Genomic DNA, 21,867 nt, shown 5'->3' with positions numbered 1-21,867 from the left:
GGCGTGTCTTCCAAAGGGCGGAGCCATAAAGTGCGGAGCCATGAACTTGGCGATGTCCGCGGTACCGCGGAAGATGCCCGAAGAGCGTTACGTCGCAGGTGGCTCGCGAAAAAAAGCGCGGGCCGCCTCGGGTGATATCGAGGCATGCCCGCGCATTTGAACTCGCTGATGACGCCCTCAGTCGCGCGTCAGTGACAGCAGAAGATCTGCGTCACTGACACCGACCAGCGTCGGGTCAGTGCACGCTGACGGCTTGAAGCTCATTGCTCCATGCGTTGGCAACGGCCGCCTCGCGGCTGTCGGTCAGCATGATCGGTGTGCCGTCGGCGGCATGCAGCGCGAACAGCTTCAGTCCCGGCGCGATCTTCGGCGCCTGCGGAAACAGTCCCGGCACGTCCTCGGAACGGACTTGTTTGACGTAGGCAATATGGCCTTCGCCAAGATGGGCCAGCGCCTCGGTGGAAACCTTTTCGGGTTCGAACGTCACGCTCACTTCACTCATGGTCTCGACTCCTTCGTCAGATTAAGCGGTCGAGTCCGCTACTGGTTCCTATTATTCGTGCTCATTGATAGCGATTGTCTTAACGACCCGCTCAGGTTCCGGCCTGGCAAGATCGATCGACAACAGCCCGTTTTTCAGATCCGCGCCCAGCACCTGCATCCCCTCTGCCAGCACGAACGTGCGCTGGAAGTGGCGCGCGGCGATGCCGCGATGGATGTATTGCCGGGCCTTGTCGTCCTGTTGGCGGCCCCGGATCACGAGCTGGTTTTCCTCAATCGTTACATCGAGTTGGTCGCGGGTAAATCCCGCCACCGCCAACGTGATGCGCAGCCGTTCGGGCTGGCCGTTGGCGCGATCGCAGCGCTCGATGTTGTAGGGAGGATAACCGTCGGCGCCTTTGACGACGCGGTCGAGCGCACGCTCGATTTCGTCGAACCCAAGCAGGAACGGACTGGATAACGAAGGAACACGAGACATTACAAAGTCCTCTCGAAGCGACTTTGAGGGGCCCTTACGGCGCCCCATGCAACCGGCAGGCGGGTTTGCCGTCCGGTCAACGAACAATATGGGGGTGATTCGAGGAGGCTTCAAGTGGCTCTGGAAACTGCGTAAATCAGCCGCGGCGGGATTACCTAGCTGTCATTCGGGGGCGCGAAGCGAACTAGGATGTGCAATTGCACATCCTAGAATCTCGAGATTCCCTGATGCGCAATTGCGCATCTGAGGTCTGGTCCTTCGGACCATCCCGGAATGACAGAGCTACCCCTCAACCCGCTTGCGGCCATCGGCGGTAAACAGATGCAACTTGTCGGGGGTCGCCACCGCCCTGATTCGCTCGCCGATGGCAGGCCCGATCGCACCCGGAATGCGCACGATCACCTCGCCGGGCGGCAGTTCGCCGGGGTTGGCGGCGATGCCCTGCACGTCCTTTTGCCGCGTGCCGTAGATGAAGGTTTCGGCGCCGACGCGCTCGATCGCTTCCACGGTGAGGCCGAGCGCCACGCCGCCGGCGGCATTCTCGCTTGAAATCACAAAATCCTCGGGCCGGATTCCGAGGATGCCGGCCTCGTTGAGGCGGTTGTCGCCGGCCAGTTGCGATTTGAGTTCATCCGATCGCAACGGCATCAGGTTCATCGGCGGGGCGCCGATGAAGGAAGCGACGAAGGTGGTCGCGGGCTTCTGGTAGATGTCGAGCGGATTGCCGATCTGTTCGACCTGGCCGCCGTTCATGACGACAAGGATGTCGGCCAGCGTCATCGCCTCGAGCTGGTCGTGGGTGACGTAGATCGAGGTCGTGCTCAGGCGGCGCTGCAGTTTGCGGATCTCGACCCGCATCGCGATGCGCAGCTTGGCGTCGAGGTTCGACAGCGGCTCGTCGAACAGAAACACCTTTGGCTGGCGCACGATCGCGCGGCCCATCGCCACGCGCTGGCGCTGGCCGCCGGACAATTGCCGCGGCTTGCGGTCGAGCATGGCGCCGAGTTCGAGAATGCGCGCGGCTTCCTGCACGCGGGTGTCGATCTCGGGCTCCTTCATGCCGCGGTTGCGCAGGCCATAGGCCATGTTGTTGTAGACGGTCATGTGCGGATAGAGCGCGTAGTTCTGGAACACCATCGCGATGTCGCGTTCGGCCGGCTCGACCTGGTTGACGATGCGCCCGCCGATATCGATCTCGCCGCCGGATATGGTTTCGAGCCCCGCGACCATGCGCAGCAACGTCGACTTGCCGCAGCCGGACGGGCCGACCAGCACGCAGAACTGGCCGTCGCCGACGTCGAAATCGATGCCCTTGATGGCCTCGAAGCCACCGGCATAGGTCTTGCGGACGTTGCGCAGCGTTACATTCGCCATTCGCCACTCGCCATCTTCACTTCTCCGTCTCGACCAGACCACGCACAAACAACCGCTGCATGAACACGACGACGGCGACCGGCGGCAGCATCGCCAGAATGGCGGTTGCCATCGCGAGCTGCCATTCGGCCAGTTCGTCGGTCGTCGTCAGCATCTTCTTGATGCCGGTGACGATGGTCTGCATCGAATCCTGCGTGGTAATCAAAAGCGGCCACAGATACTGGTTCCAGCCATAGATGAACTGGATCACGAACAGGGCCGAGATCGTGGTGACCGACAGCGGCAGCAGCGTATCCCAGAAAAACCGGAACGGACCCGCGCCGTCGATGCGCGATGCTTCCAGCAGCTCCTCGGGCACCGTCATGAAGAACTGCCGGAACAGCAGCGTGCCGGTGGCGGAGGCGATCAGCGGCAGGATCAGACCGGCATAGGTGTCGAGCATGTGCAGGTCGGCGACCACCTTGTAGGTCGGGTAGATGCGCACCTCGACAGGCAGCATCAGCGTGATGAAGATGATCCAGAACGCGGTCTTGCGGAGCGGAAAGCGGAAATAGACCACAGCATAGGCGGACAGGATCGAAATGAAGATCTTGCCCACGGCGATGCCGGTGGCGGAGATGAAGGAATTGAGCAGCAGATGGCCGACCGGCTCGCGGCTGGTGCGCGAGCCGCCGACAAACACCGCGCGATAGTAATTCTCCAGCGCATGACCGCCGGGCCGCAGCGGCATGTTGCCGCCGACCACGGTCGCGGCGTCGTGGGTGGATGCGATCAGCGCCAGATAGACCGGAAAGGCGACGATGAAGACGCCGAGCGTCAGGATCGCGTAGGCAATGATGTCGTTGAGCGGGCGGTGCTCGACCATCAGTACTGCACCTTGCGCTCGACATAGCGGAACTGGATCGCGGTCAGCGCGATCACGATCACCATCAGCACCACCGACTGCGCGGCCGAACCGCCGAGGTCGCCGCCGAGCCGTCCGTCCGCATAGACCTTGTAGACCATGGTGGTGGTGGTGCCGGCCGGGCCGCCGCCGGTGACGGCGTCGATGATGCCGAACGTATCGAAGAAGACGTAGACGATGTTGACGACCAGCAGGAAGAACGTGGTCGGTGACAGCAGCGGAAAGATGATGGTCCAGAACCGCCGCATCGGGCCGGCGCCGTCGATCGCGCCGGCTTCAATGACGCTTTTGGGAATCGACTGCAACCCGGCCAGGAAGAACAGGAAATTGTAGGAGATCTGCTTCCACACCGCGGCCATCACCACCAGGATCATGGCGTGGTTGCCGTTCAGCAGCGGATTCCAGTCGAAATTCATCCAGCGCAGCGGCCGCGCCAGCGTGCCGAGCGAGGGATGAAACATGAAGAACCACAGCACGCCGGCCACCGCCGGTGCCACGGCGTAGGGCCAGATCATGAAGGTCTTGTAGACCGAGGCGGCCTTCAGGTTCTTGTCGGCCTGGGTTGCGAACAACAGCGCGATCGAGAGCGACAGCACCGCGACCAGCGACGAGAAAATCAGCGTCGTCAGCATCGATGCGTAATATTCGGGCTGCACGAACAGGGACTGGTAATTTTCCAGGCCGACGAATTCGGAGGTCAGCCCGAAGGCGTCCTCGCGCAGGAAGGATTGCCAAACCGCCTGGCTGGCCGGCCAGTAGAAAAATACGAATGTAATGATGAGCTGCGGCACCAGCAGCAGGCATGGAAGCAGCTTGTTGTTGAAGACGACAGACTTTTCCATTCAGGACGCTGTATGATGCGAGAGATGCTCCCTCTCCGGACGGAGAGGGAGCTTTGTCCGTCGTTACTTTGCCGTCTTTTCGAACGTCCGCAACATGGCGTTGCCACGCGCGACCGCCGCGTCCAGTGCTTCCTTTGCGGTTTTCTTTCCGGCAAGGGCCGCTTCCATTTCCTCGGCCCAGACGTCGCGCATCTGCACCATGTTGCCGAAGCGCAGGCCGCGGGAATTTTCCGTCGGCTCCTTGTTGGTCAGCTCCTTCAGCGGCGTTTCGAGCGCGGGGTTCTTTTCGTAGAAGCCGGACGCCTTGGTCTTTTCATAGGCCGCCTTGGTGATCGGCAGGTAGCCGGATTCCTGGTGCAGCTTGACCTGGCGGTCGGTGTCGGAAAGGAACGCGAAGAACTTCGCCACGCCCTTGTATTCTTCGGGCTTCTTGCCACCCATCACCCACAGCGAGGCGCCGCCGATGATCGAGTTCTGCGGAGCTCCGGCCACATCGGGATAATAGGGCATCGGCGCCGAGGTGAAATCGAATTTGGCGGTGCCCTTGGCGGTCCCGTAGTAGCCCGAGGAAGTCAGGAAGATCGCGCATTCGCCCGAACCGAACCGGGCTTCACCGGCGTTGGCGCGGCCGCCGTAATCGTAGGTCTTGTCCTTTTGCAGGTCGATCAGGTTCTGCAGGTGCTTAACGTGCAGCGGCGAGTTGAACTTCAACTCGGTGTCAAACCCATCGAGACCGTTAGCCTTGCTGCCGATCGCCACGTTGTGCCAGGCCGAGAACTGCTCGATATGGGCCCAGGTCGCCCAGGCGTTGGAGAAGCCGCAGGTCGCATGCCCCGCCGCCTTCAGCTTCTTGGCGGCATCGAACACTTCCGGCCAGGTCTTCGGAATCACGGCAATGCCGGCCTTCTTCAGCTCGTCCTTGTTGATCCACATCACCATCGAGGAAGAGTTGAAGGGAAACGACAGCATGTCGCCCTTCGAGGTCGAGTAGTAGCCGGTGATCGTCGGCAGGTAGGCCTTGGGGTCGAACGGTTCGCCGGCGTCCTTCATCAGCTGATAGACCGGCTTGATGGCGCCGGTGGCGCTCATCATCGTGGCGGTGCCGACCTCGAACACCTGCATGATATGCGGTGCGTTGCCGGCGCGGAACGCCGCGATGCCGGCATTCATGGTGTCAGCGTAGCTGCCCTTGAAGGACGGGACGACCTTGTACTCGGTCTGGCTGGCGTTGAAGTCTTCCGCGAGCTTGTTGACGACGTCGTTGTTGCCGCCGGTCATCGCGTGCCACCACTGGATCTCGGTCACAGCGTAAGCAGGCGTTGCGAGCGCCAGCGCAACAGTGACTGCCGCGGCTGCGCTGAATTGTCGAAGTGCCATCAAATTCCTCCGGGTTGGGGTCGCCACCTTCGTTTCGCGCGATAACAGCGCCGGATGACGTACAAATGACCGTATAAGCGAAACGATGGTATTGGGAAAGCGTGCGGCAAGGGAAGCCGTCAAATAGGCGAAGGGCAGGGGACGCTATCCCGCTCGTCCCGGCTCCCGATGCGCAATTGCGCATAAGGCCGGGACGAGGATACATCAGCGCTTGCGCTCGGCACCACAGACCGCGCCCTTGGTAACCAGGGCCTCGATCTCGCTTTTGGAGTAGCCGAATTCGCCCAGAACCTCGGCGGTGTGCTGGCTGAATTTCGGCGGTGTGCGGCGCAGGTTCGCCTTGGTCCGGTCGAGCCGGATCGGGGAGGCGACCCCCTTGTACCAATCCTTGGCGATGACGTCGCCGCGGTGGACGGTGTGCGGATTGGTCAGGGCCTGATCGATCTTCTGCACCGGACCTGCCGGCAGTCCCGCCGCCAGCAGGCGATTGCACAGCAGTTCGGCCTCGTACTGGCTGAACACCGCCGCGAGTTCGGCGCGCAGCGCGTCGCGGTTGGCGATGCGGTCCTTGTTGCGGGCAAAGCGCGGATCGGTGCCGAGTTCGGGCTTGCCGACCTCCTTGGCCAGCTTGCGGAAGGTGCCGTCATTGCCGACGCCGATGAAGATGTTGTCGGTCTTGGTCGGAAAGATCGCGTACGGCACCAGGTTGGGATGCTCGTTGCCGGTCAGGCCCGGCGGCTTGCCGTGCATGAAATAATTCGCGGCATGCGGATGCATGATCGCAAGGCCGGTTTCATACAGCGTGGTTTCGAGAAACTGTCCGAGGCCGGATCGCTGCCGCTCCGACAACGCCATCAGGATGCCGATCGCCGCGTAGAGCCCGGTGGTGATGTCGACGAGGGGAACGCCGATGCGCATCGGGCCGCTTTCCGGCGAGCCGGTCGCGGCGATCATGCCGGTCATGGCCTGGATGATCGCGTCATAGCCGGGATTGCCGCCGCGCGGGCCGTCGGCGCCGAAGCCGGAAATCCGGCAGTGCACCAGCTTTGGAAATTTCGCGCGCAGCACGTCGTTGCCGATGCCCCATTTGTCGAGCGTGCCCGGCTTGAAATTCTCGATCAGGACGTCGGCGGTCTCCAGCATCTTCATCAGCACCGCGCGTCCGCCCTCGGAAGCGAGGTCGAGCCCGATCGAACGCTTGTTGCGGTTGATGCCGACGAAATAGGCCGCGTCTTCGTCGTGGAACGGAGGGCCCCAGTCGCGCACTTCGTCGCCGGCCGGCGGTTCGACCTTGATCACGTCGGCGCCGTGGTCGGCCAGGATTTGCGTGCAATAGGGGCCGCCCAGGACGCGCGTGAGATCGATCACGCGCAGTCCGGTCATCGCGCCGGGAGCCGCTTCAGAACTCATGGAAAGAACCTTCGCTCAAGGTGAGAATGGAATTCCTGAGCTAGCGGTCTTCGCGCGTGGCGGCAATGGCTTCGCGCGCACGGGCGCATGACGGGCGTGCCCGCCGCGCGGAAAATGGCCCGCCGCTATCTGCGGCGGGCCATCCCGGATGTCGTTACACAACCGTCAGGCGCACATCCACATTGCCGCGCGTGGCGTTGGAATAGGGGCATACGTGATGGGCTTTCTCGACCAGGGCTTCCGCATCGGCGCGAGCGAGGCCGGGCAGCGAGACGGCGAGGTCGATGTCGAGGCCAAAGCCGCCGGCCGAACGGGGGCCGATGCCGACCGTGGAGGTCACCGAGGCGTCCGCAGGTACCTTGGGGCCGCCCTGGGAGGCGACGAATTTCATCGCGCCGATGAAGCAGGCGGCGTAACCGGCCGCGAACAGCTGCTCGGGATTGTTGCCGACGCCACCGCCGCCGCCGAGTTCCTTCGGGGTGGTGAGCTTGACGTTGAGCGATCCGTCGAGGGTCGCGGCGCTGCCATCGCGGCCGCCGGTTGCCTTGGCGCTGGTCTTGTAGAGCACGTTCACGGACATGGTGGGTCTCCCTTTGGTTGGCCGTTTCGGTGAGATATATATTGCAGACAATTAGATTGTGTGCAATGTAAAAATCAGTTGGCTCACATTTAATTGTTCGCAATTGAATACCGGGGCGACCTGCCCCAGAATGGGGCGCAAGGCTGATCGGCTGCTCGAGGACTATACATGGCACGGAAACAGGCGGCGGACTGGCCGCTGCAACTGGACAATCAAATCTGCTTCGCGGTCTATTCGACCGCCCATGCGTTCAACCGCGTCTACAAGCCGCTGCTCGATCGCCTCGGCCTCACCTATCCGCAATATCTGGTCATGCTGGTGCTGTGGGAGCGCGATGACGTGCCGCTGAAGGATATCGGCGAGCGGCTGTTTCTGGATTCGGGGACGCTAACGCCGCTGCTGAAGCGACTGGAGGCGGCCGAACTCATCAAGCGCACCCGCAGCACCGAGGACGAACGCCAGGTGCTGATCGCGCTGACGCCGAAGGGGCAGGCGCTCAAGGAAAAAGCCAGGGCGGTGCCGGAAGGAATCCTCGCGAGGTCGGCCTGCTCGCTCGGGGAATTGTCGGCGATCAAGAATGATATCGTCGCACTGCGCGACCGGTTGAATGCGGCGCTGGGGGAATAGGGGGGGCGTCTCAGAGGCGTTTTTTGGCGAAGGCGCGCCCGGAGTGCGATTTCAGGTATTTTTCGAAGGCCAGCGCTTTGTACTTGTCCGGGAAGGCGCAGTACCACACCAATTCCCAGGGCTTGAATTTGGCCGTGTGCGCGGATTTGCCGGCATTGTGTTCCGGTAGCCGCCGCTTCAAATCCGCGGTGGCGCCAACGTATTCCTGATCGGGGAAATTGACGCTTCGGATGATGTAGACGTACCACATCTGCGTCCGTGCATGTTCGAAGGCGAAATCAGCTTACGTTTCCGCGGCGCCGCGCGAAGCCGCACTGACTGAAACCGTCAGCGAGACTAAACGGGATTGTTGGGATTACCAGCCCGTCTTCGCCCTTTGGGCTACGCCGGGCACCACGCTTCACCCTTCGGGCATCTCGTGGCTGCGCCACGCGAAGCCCGAAGGGCGAAGCGTGGTGGAGCCAGGCGGGATCGAACCGCCGACCTCTTGCATGCCATGCAAGCGCTCTCCCAGCTGAGCTATGGCCCCGTAGAATCGCAGCGCCTCAAATCAGCGTGCGGGCATGACCCTCAACCACAGTTCAGGGCCGATCTCAAGTCTCTTCGTCGCCGCCGACATCACCAATGATGTCGGTAACGTCCTCGTCACCCTCTTCCTCGTCGGCAATGAAGGTGGAATCGTCGTCGTCATCGTCTTCGATGGTCTCGTCGATCTCGATATCGTCTTCCGATTCGGGAACCACGGCCTTGACCTTGCCGGTGTTCTCCTCGGCGTCGGCCTCTTCCAGCGACACCAATTCCTCGGCCTCTGCGGGCTCAGGCGTATCGGCGGCGGCATTGGCCGCAGCCGCGGCGCGCGCGGCATCGCCACGGGCAGCCCGCGGCGGTGCCACCGGTGCAATCGGCACAACCTCGCCGGTGTACGGCGAAATCACCGGACTCTTGTTCAGGTCATAGAACTTCTTACCCGTCGTCGGGCAAATACGTTTGGTTCCGAGATCGGATTTGGCCACGTGTGGATCCTGGGAAATTCTGAAAAACGGTGCTTCACTTGGCTAGTTGAGGGGCTGGTGTCAATAGCGGTTTGAAGCATTTGACGGCCGCGTGACGCCGTGTGGCCCATGTGATACTGCCCCCGGCGCAGAGGACACAATCTTGACCCATTCAACCGCCCCAACCCCGCTGGAATCCCGCTCCAGTGGCGCCCTCACCGGTAAAGTCCGCGTTCCCGGCGACAAGTCGATTTCGCACCGGGCCCTCATCCTGGGGGCGCTGTCGGTCGGCGAAACCAGGATTTCAGGGCTGCTTGAGGGCGAAGACGTCCTCAATACCGCCAAATCGATGCAGGCGCTGGGCGCCAAGGTGGAGCGGACCGGCCCGTTTGCCTGGTCGGTGCGGGGCGTTGGCGTCGCGGGCTTCGCCCAGCCGGTCGCCCCGCTTGATTTCGGCAATTCCGGCACCGGATGCCGGTTGGTGATGGGGGCGGTGGCCGGCTGCCCGATTACGGCGGTTTTTGACGGCGACGCCTCGCTCCGCACCCGTCCGATGCGGCGGATACTGGATCCGCTCGAACTGATGGGCGCCAAAACCGGCGAGGCCCGGGAGGGCGGCCGCCTGCCGCTGACGCTGCATGGCGCCCGGGATCCGCTGCCGATCCTGTACCGGACGCCGGTCGCCTCCGCCCAGATCAAATCGGCGGTGCTGCTGGCGGGGCTCGCAGCACCGGGTGTCACCACCGTGATCGAGCAGGAAGCCAGTCGCGACCACACCGAACTGATGCTGAAGCATTTCGGCGCGCAGATCGTCTCGACCAATGAAGGCAGCCACGGTCGCCGAATCGCGCTCACCGGCCAGCCCGAGCTGCACGGCGCCGAGGTCGTGGTGCCTGCGGATCCGTCGTCGGCGTCGTTCCCGATCGTGGCGGCGCTGATTGTCGAAGGCTCCGACATCGTGTTTTCCGACGTCATGACCAACCCGCTGCGCACCGGACTCTTTACGACGCTGCGCGAGATGGGCGCGTCGATCGAGGAAAGCGAGGTCCGCGGCGATGCCGGCGAGCCGATGGCGCAATTGCGCGTGCGCGCTTCCAAACTGCGCGGCGTCGAGGTGCCGCCGGAGCGTGCGCCCTCGATGATCGACGAATATCTGGTGCTGGCCGTCGCGGCCGCGTTCGCCGAAGGCACCACCATCATGCGCGGCCTGCAGGAATTGCGCGTCAAGGAATCCGACCGTCTGGAAGCGACCGCCGACATGCTGCGCGTCAACGGCGTCAAGGTCGAGGTTTCCGGTGACGATCTGATCGTCGAGGGCCGCGGACATGTGCCGGGCGGCGGCATCGTCGCCACCCACATGGATCACCGCATCGCGATGTCGGCGCTGGTGATGGGACTTGCATCCGACAAGCCGGTCAAGGTCGACGACACCGCCTTCATCGCCACTTCTTTCCCGGATTTCATCCCGATGATGCGATCGCTCGGGGCCGAGTTTTCCTAGCAACGGAGAATTTGATGCGCCCGAAAACGCTCGCCGAGGCCGTTGCGAGAATTCAGGGCGGAGCTTTGCAGGACGTTTCGCTAGCGCAATTTGTCGAGACATTCGACCTCGCACCTACGAGTGAGACGCGCTACATGACAATCGAGCAGGAGCCAGCGTTGACGGGCGATAAAAAACTGGATGCCTTGGTCGGCGCGATGGCTGAATATCTGGCAAAACAGCGAAAGCTGGGTCGTGTGCCACACTGGGTTTGCGATCGCGCGCGGTACCTTGATCAGCCGTGGTTTACCGTGGCCAATCCGACTGACGCCGTGCGGGAGTTTCTGAGCTTCAGCAGTCCCGCCGAGTTTGCGTCGCGCAATATTTTCACCGAAGAACGGCCGCTGCGACGGGCGCGCGGCCTTCGTCCATCTCATTCATAGGTCAGCATGATCATCGCCATCGACGGACCGGCGGCGTCCGGCAAGGGCACGCTCGGCAAGCGGCTCGCCCAGCATTACGGGTATCGCCACCTCGACACCGGCGTGATTTACCGCGCGGTCGCCAAGATGTTGCTGGATCAGGGGTTCGAGCTGACCGACGAAGCGCGGGCAGTGGCCGCCGCGATGGCGCTCGACCCCACGAAATTCGGCCATCCCGAACTGAAGTCGCAACGGATCGGCGATGCCGCGTCGGTGGTGTCGGCGATTCCCGGCGTGCGCGAGGCGCTGGTCAGCTTTCAGCGCCAGTTCGCGGCCGATCCGCCCGGCGCCGTGCTCGACGGGCGCGATATCGGAACGGTGATCTGCCCGAACGCCGATGTGAAGATTTTTGTCGTCGCGGACCCAGAGGTGCGCGCCCGCCGTCGCACGCTCGAAGCGCGCGGGCGGGGCGAAGCCGCCGACGAGGCATTGGTGCTGGCCGATATCATCCGCCGCGACGAGCGGGACCGGAATCGCGCGGCGGCCCCGCTGAAGGCGGCCGCCGACGCGCATATCCTGGATAATTCAAATCTCGACATCGAAGGCGGCGTTCGCGCCGCCATCGCGATCGTCGAGGCTGTGCTCGCCAGGCGCTAGGCGCCCGCGCGGGATCAGTGCCCGATCAATTCTTGATCAATTCTTGGACCAGTAGCGGTCGAACGGCAGTTCCTGTTCGGCCATGCTCACGATCGGCTGGTCGGCAGAGATGGTGCGCATGGAGCCGGCGGCGCCGGGCATCGCGGCAATGGCATTTCCGACGGTCAGGACGGCGATCGCCGTCAGCACGATAAAGCTCTTCATAGCGGTACTCCCCCTGTTTTTATAACGGTGCCATTGTGTGGGGCCGTGCTTAAGGCCGGGTTCCGCAACAGCCCGGGGCGTGGGCTTTTGCGGAATGCGGTCAACAAGCCGTTGAAACAGGCGGTTAATGCTCGGGCGGCCCGATCCCTGGCAGCCTTGAAGGCCCGTGAATCGGCCATTTCCAGCTTGCCGAAAATGGGCCTTGGCGCTATATCCACGCCATCCGGCGCCGCCATCGATGAGATCAGGGCTGTCCGAGCGGGCCGGCAGGCGGTTTTAGCCCCTGCCGTCATTGGAGGAATGTCCCGCTCCAGGTTCTTGAAGTCGGTATTTCAGGCTCCGGATAAATCAACGTATCGAACGTGCAGGCAAGCTGCCGGCCCGCTTTTGCGCCTCCCGCAAACAGCGGTCGTCAGGGTTTGCGGATCCCTGACACTTCACGCGCGATATGCCCCTTAACCCGAATGGCCGGCGATCCCCGCATCTGGAGAACAAATGGCTTCGACTGCTGCTTCTTATAATCCTACCCGCGACGATTTCGCTGCGATGCTGGACGAGTCCTTCGCCGGCGGCAATTTGCAGGAAAGCTCCGTCATCAAGGGCAAGGTAGTTGCAATTGAAAAGGACATGGCCGTCATCGACGTCGGCCTGAAGACCGAAGGCCGCGTGGCGCTGCGCGAGTTCGCAGGACCCGGCCGCGAAAGCGATCTCAAGGTCGGCGACGAAGTCGAGGTATTCCTCGACCGGATCGAGAATGCGCTCGGCGAAGCCGTGCTGTCGCGCGACAAGGCGCGCCGCGAGGAAAGCTGGGGCAAGCTCGAGAAGGCCTTCAACAACAACGAGAAGGTTCACGGCGTCATCTTCAACCAGGTCAAGGGCGGCTTCACGGTCGACCTCGACGGTGCCGTTGCGTTCCTGCCGCGCTCGCAGGTCGACATCCGGCCGATCCGCGACGTCGCGCCGCTGATGAACAACTCGCAGCCGTTCCAAATTCTGAAGATGGATCGCCGCCGCGGCAACATCGTGGTGTCGCGCCGCACGGTTCTCGAAGAGACCCGCGCCGAGCAGCGCCAGGAGCTGGTGCAGAACCTCGAAGAGGGTCAGGTGATCGACGGCGTGGTCAAGAACATCACCGATTACGGTGCGTTCGTTGATCTCGGCGGCATCGACGGCCTGCTCCACGTCACCGATATCGCCTGGCGCCGGGTCAATCACCCGACCGAAGTGCTCACCATCGGCCAGACCGTGAAGGTCAAGATCATCAAGATCAACCACGAGACCCACCGCATTTCGCTCGGCATGAAGCAGTTGCTGGACGATCCGTGGCAGGGCATCGAGGCGAAGTACCCGCTGAACGCGCGCTTCACCGGCCGCGTCACCAACATCACCGACTACGGCGCGTTCGTCGAACTGGAGCCGGGCATCGAAGGCCTGATCCACGTCTCGGAAATGTCGTGGACCAAGAAGAACATGCACCCCGGCAAGATCGTTTCGACCTCGCAGGAAGTCGAAGTGCAGGTTCTCGAAGTCGATTCGGTCAAGCGCCGTATCTCGCTCGGTCTCAAGCAGACCATGCGCAATCCCTGGGAAGTCTTCGTCGAGAAGTTCCCGGTCGGCTCGACCGTCGAAGGCGAAGTCAAGAACAAGACCGAGTTCGGACTTTTCTTGGGCCTCGAAGGCGACGTCGACGGCATGGTCCATCTGTCCGACCTCGACTGGAAGCTTCCGGGCGAACAGGTCATCGACAACTTCAAGAAGGGCGACATGGTCAAGGCCGTGGTGCTCGACGTCGATGTCGAAAAGGAACGCATCTCGCTCGGCGTCAAGCAGCTCGAAGGCGACCCCTTCGCGGAGCCTGGCGACGTCAAGAAGGGCGCGGTCGTGACTTGCGAAGTGCTCGAAGTGAAGGAAGCCGGCATCGAGGTGAAGATCTCGGGCACCGACTTCACCACCTTCATCAAGCGCTCCGAACTCGCCCGTGATCGCAACGATCAGCGCGCCGAACGTTTCGCCGTCGGCGAGAAGGTCGATGCCCGCGTGATCCAGTTCGACAAGAAGGCCCGCAAGGTGCAGGTCTCGATCAAGGCGCTGGAAGTTGCCGAAGAGAAGGAAGCCATCGCGCAGTACGGCTCCTCCGATTCGGGAGCGACGCTGGGCGACATTCTCGGCACCGCCCTCAAGAACCGCGACAAGTAAGCGTAAGGCTTATTGTCCAACCATCAGGCCCCGGTTTCGACCGGGGCCTTTTTGTTTGGGGGGAGTGGTGGTGCCATCTTCCCTTCTCCCCTTGTGGGAGAAGGTGGCGCGTAGCGCCGGATGAGGGTCTCTATCCGCGGAGACAGACCCCTCATCCGTCTCGCTGCCGCTTCGCGTCCATAGCCGATGCAAAGCATCGGCGTTCTTAAGAACGGCGGCCTTGGCCGCCTATGCCACCTTCTCCCATCCCAACTCGGGTATACCCGAGTTGGGCATCCTAATATGTCGAAGTCGGATAGATCCGACTTCGATGGGAGAAGGAAGACGAAGGGGTCTTGTTTTCTTCATATTGCATCGCAATTGATGTATCTGGATAACGGTTCGCTAGCGCTGCGGATGCAAAACGCGCGGGATATTTCAGGAGAATTTCGATGTCGCTCGATTCGGATGTGATCGTCGATCGCCGCAGAATCCGCCGCAAGCTGACCTTCTGGCGCGTCTTCGCCGCCGTGGTCGCGATCGCGGCGGTCGCCGCCGTCGGCGTGATCGCGACGCCGGGCGGTCGCGCTTCGCTGACCTCGTCGGGCTCGATCGCGCGCATCAACATCGAGGGGCTGATCCGCAGCGACCTGGAACGCGTCGAGGCGCTGGAGCGGCTGGAGAAGTCGCAGGCCGCTGCCGTCATCGTGCATATCAATTCGCCCGGCGGCACCACGGCCGGCTCCGAGCAACTGTATGACGCGCTGGTGCGCCTGAAGGCCAAGAAGCCGCTGGTCGTGGTGGTGGAGGGGCTGGCCGCGTCCGGCGGCTATATCGCGGCGATGGCCTCCGATCGCATCATCGCCCAGCAGAGTTCGCTGGTCGGTTCGATCGGCGTACTGTTTCAATTCCCGAATTTCAGCGAGCTGCTGAAGACCGTCGGCGTCAAGGTCGAGGAAGTGAAATCCTCCCCGCTAAAGGCTGCGCCCAACGGGTTTGAGCCGACCAGCCCGGAAGCGCGTGCCGCTCTCGACTCGCTGGTGAAGGACTCCTACGCCTGGTTCCGCGGCCTCGTGAAGGAACGACGCGGCATGGACGACGCGTTGCTCGAAAAAGTCGCGGACGGGCGTGTTTTCACCGGCCGCCAGGCGGTGGAACTGAAGCTGATCGATCAGCTTGGCGATGAAAAAGCCGCCGTTGCCTGGCTGGTCGCCGAAAAGAAGATCAAAAGCGATCTGCCGGTGCGTGACTACAAGCTCAGCCCCCGGTTTGGCGACCTGACGTTCCTGCGAACCGCCGCTTCCATTACGCTCGATGCCCTCGGCCTGGGCTCCGTCGCGCGGCAAATCGAGCAGGCCGGCGTCGCGCAGGCGGTCGATCAGCTCAGGCTCGACGGGATGCTGGCCTTGTGGCGGCCCGCCGGCTCCAATTGAACCTGTGGGAGCCGCCCGGCACGGTTCTCCCGCATTGCGAGCATCGCCCAAATCCCCTTCCGGACGGTTTGTCACGTCATTTCGCGATGCTCTAAATTGATTTAGCGTCTTGACAGTTCAAGGCATTTTCACGGAAATGGATACTCGCACGACCGTGGATCCCAATTTCGATGATCAAATCCGAGCTTGTTCAGCGCATCGCCGAGCACAACCCGCATCTCTATCAGCGGGATGTGGAGAACATTGTGAACGCGATCCTCGATGAGATCGTGGCGGCTTTGGCGCGCGGCGACCGTGTCGAGCTGCGCGGGTTCGGCGCTTTCTCGGTCAAGCATCGTCCGGCGCGTGCGGGGCGCAATCCGCGTACCGGCGCGCATGTGCCGGTCGACCAGAAGAGCGTCCCGTTCTTCAAGACCGGCAAGGAAATGCGTGAGCGGCTGAACCGCGACGGGGGCTCGCCGGAGGCCGGCGCGTAAGGCTCCCGTAAAGCTTCCTTGGGGCCCAGACGATCTGAAGCCGTGTTGCGGAACCTGACGAACCCTGCGAGACGAAGCCTACGAGTGAACCCTACGAGACTTGGGCCCGCCGATCTCCATCACGACGAGAGATGGTCATGCGAAAGTTTTTCACGGCGCTGGTCGTCATACCCTTAGGTCTCATCTTCATCGTCTTCGCGGTCGCCAATCGCCACCTGGTGACGGTGTCGTTCGATCCGTTCAATTCCGTCAACCCCTCGCTCGCGGTGACGCTGCCGCTGTTCGTGGTGATCATTGTGGTCGCCATTCTGGGGGTGGCGGCGGGCGGCGTCGCGACCTGGTTCCGGCAGCGCCACTGGCGCCGCGCGGCGCGTCTATACGAGGCCGATGCCCGCAGGGCCCGGGCCGAAACAGCCGATTTGCGGGCTGCGGCGGCGGCTTCCCGGGGCCAGCCGCAGCAGCTTCCGGCGCCGGCCCAGCGCGGGATTTACGGGGCTTCCGGGCGAGACAAGCAGGGCGCGACGTTGTAGAACCCGCCCCCTGAGCTCCGTTCCAAGCCCTTAAAATGGCGGCCCGAAATCCGCCCCCGAGAGACCATGTCCCTGCTTGTCAAAATTTGCGGCCTGTCCACGCGCGAGACGCTCGACGTCGCGCTCGGGGCTGGCGCCGACATGGTGGGTTTCGTGTTCTTCCCGCCGTCGCCGCGGCACCTCAGCCTCGAAACCGCGCGTGAGCTAGGCAAGCAAGCCAAGGGCCGGGCCGCCAAGGTGGCGCTGACGGTCGATGCCGACGATGCGACGCTTTCCAATATCGTCGAGACCCTGCAACCGGATCTGCTGCAATTGCACGGCAAGGAAACCATCGCGCGGCTGCGCGACGTCAAGGCGAAGTTCGGCCTGCCGGTCATGAAGGCGATCGCGGTCGAGACCTCCGCCGACCTCGCCGTGCTGCCGGGCTTTGCCGGGGTTGCCGACCGCATCCTGTTCGACGCCCGCGCGCCAAAGGACGCCACCCGTCCCGGCGGGCTGGGCGCCGTGTTCGACTGGCATGTGCTGGAAAAGCTCGATCTCAAGCTGCCCTTCATGGTTTCGGGCGGGCTTAACCCCGACAATGTCGCGGAGGCCGTTCGCGTCACCCGCGCCGGCGGCGTTGACGTATCCTCCGGCGTCGAGAGGTCGCCGGGTCACAAGGATCCCGAGATGATCCTCAAATTTATTCGCGCCGCGCGCTCAAGCGAAGAACTGATGGTCCGATGAATCCAAACCTGCCCAATTCCTTCCGCAGCGGTCCCGACGAACGCGGGCATTTCGGCATCTTCGGCGGCCGCTTTGTCGCGGAAACGCTGATGCCGCTGATCCTCGATCTCGAAAAGGCCTATGCCGACGCCAAGGCCGATCCGTCATTCCAGGCGGAGATGAACGGCTATCTCAAGGACTATGTCGGCCGGCCGTCGCCGCTCTATTTCGCCGAGCGCCTGACCGAGCATCTCGGCGGCGCAAAAATCTACTTCAAGCGTGAAGAGCTCAATCATACCGGCTCGCACAAGGTCAACAACGTGCTCGGCCAGATCATGGTCGCGCGCCGCATGGGCAAGAAGCGCATCATCGCCGAGACCGGCGCCGGCCAGCATGGCGTCGCGACCGCGACGCTGTGCGCGCGGTTCGGGCTCGAATGCATCGTCTACATGGGCGCGGTCGACGTCGAACGGCAACAGCCCAACGTCATCCGCATGGAAATGCTGGGTGCCAAGGTGGTACCGGTGCAGTCGGGCTCGCGCACGCTAAAGGACGCGATGAACGACGCGCTGCGCGACTGGGTCACCAATGTGCACAACACCTTCTACTGCATCGGCACCGTCGCGGGCCCGCATCCCTATCCGATGATGGTGCGCGACTTCCAGTCGATCATCGGCATCGAGACCCGCAAGCAGATGCAGGAGACCGAGGGGCGCTTGCCGGATTCGCTGATCGCCTGCATCGGCGGCGGCTCCAATGCGATGGGCCTGTTTCATCCCTTCCTCGACGATCCCTCCGTCGAAATCTTTGGCGTCGAGGCCGCCGGTCATGGCCTGACGCAACTGCATGCGGCGTCGATCGCGGGCGGCCGGCCGGGCGTGCTGCACGGCAACCGCACCTATCTCTTGATGGATGACGACGGCCAGATCCAGGACGCGCATTCGATCTCGGCGGGGCTGGATTATCCCGGCATCGGCCCCGAGCATTCCTGGCTGCACGAGACCGGCCGCGTCACTTATCTTTCGGCGACCGACGACGAGGCGCTGGCGGCGTTTCAACTGCTGTCGCGGCTGGAAGGCATCATCCCCGCGCTGGAGCCGGCGCACGCCATCGCCAAAGTCATGGATCTCGCGCCGAAGCGGCCGAAGGATCATCTGATGGTGGTCAACCTCTCCGGCCGCGGCGACAAGGACGTGCCGCAGGTCGGCGACATCCTGAAGGGCAAGAAGAAGTGAGGGTCGCAACTGGCATCGAGTTCGGATTGAGCACCCCCACCCTAACCCTCCCCCGCAAGCGGGAGAGGGGATCCACCGAGTATGTTGCGCGAGTCTCGGTTACATGGCGGCCGGGTGTTTTGCACAGACTATCGACACGGCAAGCTCTGCCCCCTCTCCCGCTTGCGGGGGAGGGGTGGGGTGGGGGTCTCTCCGCGCATGAAGGCCTCGGCAAGAGCCACAGCATTTCAGGTATCGCTCCATGACCACCCGTATCGACGCACGCTTTGCCGAACTCGCCAAGCAGGGCCGCTCGGCTTTCGTTACCTTTTTGATGGCCGGCGATCCCGATCCGAAGACGTCGCTCGACGTGATCAAGGCGCTGCCGAAGGCCGGCGCCGACATCATCGAGATCGGCATGCCGTTTACCGATCCGATGGCCGACGGACCGTCGATCCAGGCGGCGGGCTTGCGCGCGTTGAAGGCCGGCATGACCCTGAAGAAGACGCTGGAGATGGTGCGTGCGTTCCGCAAGGACGACAACACCACGCCGCTGGTGCTGATGGGCTATTACAATCCGATCTATATCTACGGCGTCGATAAATTCCTGGTGGATGCAAAGACCGCCGGCGTCGACGGTTTGATCATCGTCGACCTGCCGCCGGAAGAAGACACCGAACTCTGCCTGCCGGCGATGAAGGCGGGACTCAATTTCATCCGCCTGGCGACGCCGACCACCGACGACAAGCGCCTGCCCGCGGTGCTCGCAAACACGTCGGGCTTTGTCTATTACGTCGCGATCACCGGTATCACCGGCAGCGCCAGCGCCGATTCCGGCGTCGTCGGCGAAGCCGTCACCCGTATCAAGCGGCATACCAAGCTGCCGGTTTGTGTCGGCTTCGGCATCCGCACCCCGGAAGCGGCGCGGGCGATCGCCGAGAACGCCAATGGCGCCGTGGTCGGCACCGCGCTGGTCGATGCCTTGTGCGGCAGCCTCGACGCTGAGGGCCGCGCAACCTCCAAAACCGTCACCGCGGTTGCCGACCTCGTTGCCGCGCTGGCGCAGGGCGTGCGGGGAGCGAAGCAGGCCGCAGAATAAGCCCAATTGCGTGGAAACAGGCGTTAATCAGCGGCTTGCCGGGCTCGGTCCGGGCCGCCATATACTCTCACTGATGCGTCCAACCGCATTTCGGAGCGAAACATGAATTGGCTCACCAATGTCGTCCGGCCGAAAATCCGCAGCATCCTGCGGCGCGAGACGCCGGAAAATTTGTGGATCAAGTGCCCGGATTCCGGGCAGCTCGTCTTCTACAAGGACGTCGAGGCCAACCAGTTCGTGATCCCCGGCTCGAACTACCACATGCGCATGGGCGCGGCGGCGCGGCTGAAATCGGTGTTCGACAACGAGACCTGGTACGACATCGCGCTGCCCGACGTGACCGCCGACCCGCTGAAATTCCGTGACGAACGCAAATACGCCGACCGCATCAAGGATGCGCGCGCCAAGACCGGGCTGAACGACGCCGTCAAGGTCGGCTACGGCAAGCTGGAAGGCGCCGGTGTCGTTGTCGCCGTGCAGGATTTCGATTTCATGGGCGGCTCGCTCGGCATGGCCGCGGGCGAAGCGATCGTGCGCGGGATGGAGCTCGCGGTCGAAAAGAAATCGCCGTTCATCGTGTTTGCGGCCTCCGGCGGTGCCCGGATGCAGGAGGGTATCCTGTCGCTGATGCAGATGCCGCGTAGTACCGTCGGCGTACAGATGCTGCGTGAGGCGAAGCTGCCCTACATCGTGGTGCTGACCAATCCGACCACCGGCGGCGTCACCGCGTCCTATGCCATGCTCGGCGACGTGCAGATCGCCGAGCCCGGCGCGCTGATTGGTTTCGCCGGCGCGCGCGTGATCGAACAGACCATTCGCGAGAAATTGCCCGAAGGTTTTCAGCGTGCCGAATATCTGCGCGACCACGGCATGGTCGACATGGTGGTGCATCGCCACGAAATGCGTCCCACATTGGCCAGGCTCTGCCGCCTGCTGACCAAATCGCCGGCGATCGAAGTGGTCTCCAAACCCACGCCGCAGGTCACCGATCCGGCCCAGATCGTCCATGCGCCGGATGCGGTGCCGGCCGCCCCCCACGCGTGAACGTGCCTGCCGCCAAATCCCAACCGCTCGATCAGTTGATCGCGCGGCTGTCGGCCCTTCATCCGCGGCAAATCGATCTCAGCCTCGATCGCATGCACCGGCTGCTGGCGGCGCTCGATCATCCCGAGCGCCGGCTGCCGCCGGTCATCCATGTCGCGGGCACCAACGGCAAGGGCTCGACCGTCGCCTATCTGCGCGCGATCCTCGAAGCCGCCGGCTTGCGCGTCCACGTTTTCACGTCGCCCTATCTGGTGCGGATCAACGAATGCTTTCGCCTGGGTCGCCACAGTGGCGGCGTGCTGGTGGACGATGACGAGTTGCGCGGGACGCTCGAACATTGCGAGCGGGCCAACAAAAGCGAGCCGGTCACGATCTTCGAAATCGAGACCGCCGCAGCATTTTGTCTGTTTGCGCGGCATCCGGCCGATGTCGTGTTGCTGGAGGTCGGGCTCGGCGGCCGGCTCGATTCCACCAATGTGATCGAGGCGCCGCTGGCTGCCGTCATCGCGCCGGTCAGCATGGATCACACCGAGTTTCTCGGCAATTCGCTGACCGCGATCGCCGGCGAGAAGGCCGCCATCATCAAGCGCAACGTGCCGGTGGTTTGCGCCGAGCAGGCGCCGGAAGTGATGGCGGTAATCGAAGCGCAGGCTAACCGCATGCGCGCGCCGCTGCACGCGGCCGGCCAGCAATGGCATGTCAGCGTCGAGCGCGGCCGGCTGGTCTATCAGGACGAGCGCGGCCTGATGGATCTGGCGGCGCCAAAGTTGTTCGGGCGGCATCAGTTCGACAATGCCGGGCTCGCGATTGCGACCTTGCGTGCGATCGATGCGTTCAAGATCGGGATGCCGGCGTTCGAGGCCGGTATCGTCAACGCCGAATGGCCGGCGCGGATGCAGCGCCTGGTCGCGGGCGCGCTGGCCGATCAGGGACCGCCGGGTTGCGAGATCTGGCTCGACGGCGGCCACAATGCCGAGGGCGGCCGCGTCACGGCCGCAGCACTCGGCGATCTCGAGGAACGGGTGTCTCGCCCGCTCGTCGTGATCGCGGGCATGATGGCGAACAAGGATGCCGGTGCCTTCCTTGCCAATTTCGCCGGGCTGACGCGCCACATCATGACGGTGCCGATTCCCGGCCGCGGCAACGCGATGCCGCCGGACCGGCTGGCGGATGCCGCGCGCGCGCTCGGCATGCGCGTGGAGAATGCCGCCAGCATCGAAGCCGCTTTGCAGACGCTGTCGCGCCTCGCCTATGAAATTCCGCCGCGTATCCTGATCACGGGCTCGCTCTACCTCGCGGGCCACGTGCTGGCATTGAACGGCACGCCGCCTGCATAGGATATC

General features: G+C 63.2%; 24 protein-coding genes and 1 tRNA gene. 13 read left to right on the top strand and 12 right to left on the bottom strand.

Going from position 1 to position 21,867, the window contains the following annotated elements; all coding sequences use genetic code 11:
- Positions 1 to 235: 235 nt before the first annotated feature.
- The 8 genes from FFI89_RS00535 to FFI89_RS00495 form a co-directional block, all read right to left on the bottom strand.
- The gene (locus FFI89_RS00535; RefSeq protein WP_138831928.1) at positions 236 to 502 is read right to left on the bottom strand and encodes a DUF1150 domain-containing protein; all 267 of its coding nucleotides are present in this window, start codon (positions 500 to 502) and stop codon (positions 236 to 238) included.
- Between the two features lie 51 nt (positions 503 to 553).
- Positions 554 to 979 (bottom strand): Hsp20 family protein, encoded by a 426-nt coding sequence (locus FFI89_RS00530; protein WP_028347911.1) that lies wholly within the window; start codon positions 977 to 979, stop codon positions 554 to 556.
- Positions 980 to 1,261: 282 nt separating this feature from the next.
- Positions 1,262 to 2,353, bottom strand: coding sequence for a sn-glycerol-3-phosphate import ATP-binding protein UgpC (locus FFI89_RS00520; protein WP_138831926.1), 1,092 nt, complete (start codon positions 2,351 to 2,353; stop codon positions 1,262 to 1,264).
- A gap of 16 nt (positions 2,354 to 2,369) precedes the next feature.
- Entirely contained in the window at positions 2,370 to 3,218 is an 849-nt protein-coding gene (ugpE, locus tag FFI89_RS00515; protein ID WP_138831924.1) for a sn-glycerol-3-phosphate ABC transporter permease UgpE, read from the bottom strand.
- On the bottom strand, positions 3,218 to 4,099 hold the full coding sequence (gene ugpA, locus FFI89_RS00510) for a sn-glycerol-3-phosphate ABC transporter permease UgpA (RefSeq protein ID WP_138831922.1): 882 nt from the start codon (positions 4,097 to 4,099) through the stop codon (positions 3,218 to 3,220). Before ugpA ends, ugpE begins: the two co-directional genes overlap by 1 nt.
- A gap of 63 nt (positions 4,100 to 4,162) precedes the next feature.
- Positions 4,163 to 5,476, bottom strand: a complete 1,314-nt coding sequence (gene ugpB, locus FFI89_RS00505; protein ID WP_138831920.1) for a sn-glycerol-3-phosphate ABC transporter substrate-binding protein UgpB — start codon at positions 5,474 to 5,476, stop codon at positions 4,163 to 4,165.
- Between the two features lie 204 nt (positions 5,477 to 5,680).
- Positions 5,681 to 6,886 (bottom strand): CaiB/BaiF CoA-transferase family protein, encoded by a 1,206-nt coding sequence (locus FFI89_RS00500; protein WP_138831918.1) that lies wholly within the window; start codon positions 6,884 to 6,886, stop codon positions 5,681 to 5,683.
- A 154-nt stretch (positions 6,887 to 7,040) separates the two neighbouring features.
- A complete protein-coding gene (locus FFI89_RS00495; RefSeq protein WP_138831916.1) occupies positions 7,041 to 7,466 on the bottom strand; it encodes an organic hydroperoxide resistance protein in 426 nt (141 codons plus the stop codon).
- Positions 7,467 to 7,634: 168 nt separating this feature from the next.
- On the opposite strand from FFI89_RS00495, the gene FFI89_RS00490 reads away from it, so the two are divergent.
- Positions 7,635 to 8,093, top strand: a complete 459-nt coding sequence (locus FFI89_RS00490; protein WP_138831914.1) for a MarR family winged helix-turn-helix transcriptional regulator — start codon at positions 7,635 to 7,637, stop codon at positions 8,091 to 8,093.
- A 10-nt stretch (positions 8,094 to 8,103) separates the two neighbouring features.
- On the opposite strand, the gene FFI89_RS00485 is transcribed toward FFI89_RS00490, so the two are convergent.
- The 3 genes from FFI89_RS00485 to FFI89_RS00475 all read right to left on the bottom strand — a co-directional run bounded on the left by FFI89_RS00485 (position 8,104) and on the right by FFI89_RS00475 (position 9,106).
- On the bottom strand, positions 8,104 to 8,343 hold the full coding sequence (locus FFI89_RS00485) for a GIY-YIG nuclease family protein (protein ID WP_138831913.1): 240 nt from the start codon (positions 8,341 to 8,343) through the stop codon (positions 8,104 to 8,106).
- 203 nt (positions 8,344 to 8,546) lie between these two features.
- Positions 8,547 to 8,622 (bottom strand) — tRNA-Ala (locus FFI89_RS00480).
- Between the two features lie 64 nt (positions 8,623 to 8,686).
- Complete coding sequence (locus FFI89_RS00475) at positions 8,687 to 9,106, bottom strand: TIGR02300 family protein (protein WP_138831912.1); 420 nt, start codon at positions 9,104 to 9,106, stop codon at positions 8,687 to 8,689.
- Between the two features lie 142 nt (positions 9,107 to 9,248).
- On the opposite strand from FFI89_RS00475, the gene aroA reads away from it, so the two are divergent.
- From aroA to cmk, 3 genes are read left to right on the top strand one after another with little or no spacing between them, the layout of a single operon-like run.
- Complete coding sequence (gene aroA, locus FFI89_RS00470) at positions 9,249 to 10,586, top strand: 3-phosphoshikimate 1-carboxyvinyltransferase (RefSeq protein ID WP_168212734.1); 1,338 nt, start codon at positions 9,249 to 9,251, stop codon at positions 10,584 to 10,586.
- A 14-nt stretch (positions 10,587 to 10,600) separates the two neighbouring features.
- Positions 10,601 to 11,008, top strand: coding sequence for a hypothetical protein (locus tag FFI89_RS00465; RefSeq protein WP_138831910.1), 408 nt, complete (start codon positions 10,601 to 10,603; stop codon positions 11,006 to 11,008).
- A 6-nt stretch (positions 11,009 to 11,014) separates the two neighbouring features.
- Positions 11,015 to 11,644 (top strand): (d)CMP kinase, encoded by a 630-nt coding sequence (gene cmk / locus FFI89_RS00460; protein ID WP_138831909.1) that lies wholly within the window; start codon positions 11,015 to 11,017, stop codon positions 11,642 to 11,644.
- Between the two features lie 36 nt (positions 11,645 to 11,680).
- Here the strand turns inward: cmk and FFI89_RS34180 are convergent, their stop codons facing one another.
- Positions 11,681 to 11,848 carry a hypothetical protein gene (locus FFI89_RS34180; RefSeq protein ID WP_168212733.1) on the bottom strand — a complete coding sequence of 56 codons (168 nt, stop codon included), beginning with the start codon at positions 11,846 to 11,848 and terminating at the stop codon, positions 11,681 to 11,683.
- Positions 11,849 to 12,343: 495 nt separating this feature from the next.
- Here FFI89_RS34180 and rpsA point away from each other — a divergent pair, with 495 nt between their 5' ends.
- From rpsA to FFI89_RS00415, 9 genes are all read left to right on the top strand, one after another.
- Positions 12,344 to 14,044 (top strand): 30S ribosomal protein S1, encoded by a 1,701-nt coding sequence (rpsA, locus tag FFI89_RS00455; protein WP_074272187.1) that lies wholly within the window; start codon positions 12,344 to 12,346, stop codon positions 14,042 to 14,044.
- Positions 14,045 to 14,475: 431 nt separating this feature from the next.
- Entirely contained in the window at positions 14,476 to 15,456 is a 981-nt protein-coding gene (sppA, locus tag FFI89_RS00450; protein WP_138831908.1) for a signal peptide peptidase SppA, read from the top strand.
- Positions 15,457 to 15,626: 170 nt separating this feature from the next.
- Positions 15,627 to 15,932: an integration host factor subunit beta gene (locus FFI89_RS00445; protein ID WP_138831907.1), complete on the top strand. Its 306-nt coding sequence runs from the start codon at positions 15,627 to 15,629 to the stop codon at positions 15,930 to 15,932.
- 137 nt (positions 15,933 to 16,069) lie between these two features.
- On the top strand, positions 16,070 to 16,462 hold the full coding sequence (locus FFI89_RS00440) for a lipopolysaccharide assembly protein LapA domain-containing protein (RefSeq protein ID WP_168212732.1): 393 nt from the start codon (positions 16,070 to 16,072) through the stop codon (positions 16,460 to 16,462).
- Between the two features lie 66 nt (positions 16,463 to 16,528).
- Complete coding sequence (locus FFI89_RS00435) at positions 16,529 to 17,188, top strand: phosphoribosylanthranilate isomerase (protein ID WP_138831905.1); 660 nt, start codon at positions 16,529 to 16,531, stop codon at positions 17,186 to 17,188.
- A complete protein-coding gene (gene trpB, locus FFI89_RS00430) occupies positions 17,185 to 18,402 on the top strand; it encodes a tryptophan synthase subunit beta (protein WP_092512896.1) in 1,218 nt (405 codons plus the stop codon). Before FFI89_RS00435 ends, trpB begins: the two co-directional genes overlap by 4 nt.
- A 241-nt stretch (positions 18,403 to 18,643) precedes the next feature.
- A complete protein-coding gene (gene trpA / locus FFI89_RS00425; protein WP_138831904.1) occupies positions 18,644 to 19,480 on the top strand; it encodes a tryptophan synthase subunit alpha in 837 nt (278 codons plus the stop codon).
- Positions 19,481 to 19,582: 102 nt separating this feature from the next.
- Positions 19,583 to 20,524 carry an acetyl-CoA carboxylase, carboxyltransferase subunit beta gene (gene accD, locus FFI89_RS00420; protein ID WP_138831903.1) on the top strand — a complete coding sequence of 314 codons (942 nt, stop codon included), beginning with the start codon at positions 19,583 to 19,585 and terminating at the stop codon, positions 20,522 to 20,524.
- Entirely contained in the window at positions 20,521 to 21,861 is a 1,341-nt protein-coding gene (locus FFI89_RS00415; protein ID WP_138831902.1) for a folylpolyglutamate synthase/dihydrofolate synthase family protein, read from the top strand. The genes accD and FFI89_RS00415 overlap by 4 nt, the downstream gene beginning before the upstream one ends.
- Positions 21,862 to 21,867: the final 6 nt, after the last annotated feature.

The sequence above is a fragment of the Bradyrhizobium sp. KBS0727 genome (assembly GCF_005937885.2).
Taxonomy (GTDB): domain Bacteria; phylum Pseudomonadota; class Alphaproteobacteria; order Rhizobiales; family Xanthobacteraceae; genus Bradyrhizobium.
This window is presented reverse-complemented; position numbering and strand designations above follow the sequence as displayed.

Excerpts from the sequence above, each read along its gene's own strand:
- FFI89_RS00485 (WP_138831913.1), bottom strand. The coding sequence starts at position 8,343 with ATGTGGTACGTCTACATCATCCGAAGCGTCAATTTCCCCGATCAGGAA.
- ugpB (WP_138831920.1), bottom strand. The coding sequence starts at position 5,476 with ATGGCACTTCGACAATTCAGCGCAGCCGCGGCAGTCACTGTTGCGCTG.
- trpB (WP_092512896.1), top strand. The coding sequence starts at position 17,185 with ATGAATCCAAACCTGCCCAATTCCTTCCGCAGCGGTCCCGACGAACGC.
- FFI89_RS00445 (WP_138831907.1), top strand. The coding sequence starts at position 15,627 with ATGATCAAATCCGAGCTTGTTCAGCGCATCGCCGAGCACAACCCGCAT.
- ugpE (WP_138831924.1), bottom strand. The coding sequence starts at position 3,218 with ATGGTCGAGCACCGCCCGCTCAACGACATCATTGCCTACGCGATCCTG.
- FFI89_RS00495 (WP_138831916.1), bottom strand. The coding sequence starts at position 7,466 with ATGTCCGTGAACGTGCTCTACAAGACCAGCGCCAAGGCAACCGGCGGC.
- FFI89_RS00490 (WP_138831914.1), top strand. The coding sequence starts at position 7,635 with ATGGCACGGAAACAGGCGGCGGACTGGCCGCTGCAACTGGACAATCAA.
- FFI89_RS00530 (WP_028347911.1), bottom strand. The coding sequence starts at position 979 with ATGTCTCGTGTTCCTTCGTTATCCAGTCCGTTCCTGCTTGGGTTCGAC.
- FFI89_RS00440 (WP_168212732.1), top strand. The coding sequence starts at position 16,070 with ATGCGAAAGTTTTTCACGGCGCTGGTCGTCATACCCTTAGGTCTCATC.
- rpsA (WP_074272187.1), top strand. The coding sequence starts at position 12,344 with ATGGCTTCGACTGCTGCTTCTTATAATCCTACCCGCGACGATTTCGCT.
- FFI89_RS00535 (WP_138831928.1), bottom strand. The coding sequence starts at position 502 with ATGAGTGAAGTGAGCGTGACGTTCGAACCCGAAAAGGTTTCCACCGAG.
- FFI89_RS00520 (WP_138831926.1), bottom strand. The coding sequence starts at position 2,353 with ATGGCGAATGTAACGCTGCGCAACGTCCGCAAGACCTATGCCGGTGGC.
- ugpA (WP_138831922.1), bottom strand. The coding sequence starts at position 4,099 with ATGGAAAAGTCTGTCGTCTTCAACAACAAGCTGCTTCCATGCCTGCTG.
- FFI89_RS00500 (WP_138831918.1), bottom strand. The coding sequence starts at position 6,886 with ATGAGTTCTGAAGCGGCTCCCGGCGCGATGACCGGACTGCGCGTGATC.
- cmk (WP_138831909.1), top strand. The coding sequence starts at position 11,015 with ATGATCATCGCCATCGACGGACCGGCGGCGTCCGGCAAGGGCACGCTC.
- trpA (WP_138831904.1), top strand. The coding sequence starts at position 18,644 with ATGACCACCCGTATCGACGCACGCTTTGCCGAACTCGCCAAGCAGGGC.
- FFI89_RS00435 (WP_138831905.1), top strand. The coding sequence starts at position 16,529 with ATGTCCCTGCTTGTCAAAATTTGCGGCCTGTCCACGCGCGAGACGCTC.
- accD (WP_138831903.1), top strand. The coding sequence starts at position 19,583 with ATGAATTGGCTCACCAATGTCGTCCGGCCGAAAATCCGCAGCATCCTG.
- FFI89_RS00465 (WP_138831910.1), top strand. The coding sequence starts at position 10,601 with ATGCGCCCGAAAACGCTCGCCGAGGCCGTTGCGAGAATTCAGGGCGGA.
- FFI89_RS34180 (WP_168212733.1), bottom strand. The coding sequence starts at position 11,848 with ATGAAGAGCTTTATCGTGCTGACGGCGATCGCCGTCCTGACCGTCGGA.
- sppA (WP_138831908.1), top strand. The coding sequence starts at position 14,476 with ATGTCGCTCGATTCGGATGTGATCGTCGATCGCCGCAGAATCCGCCGC.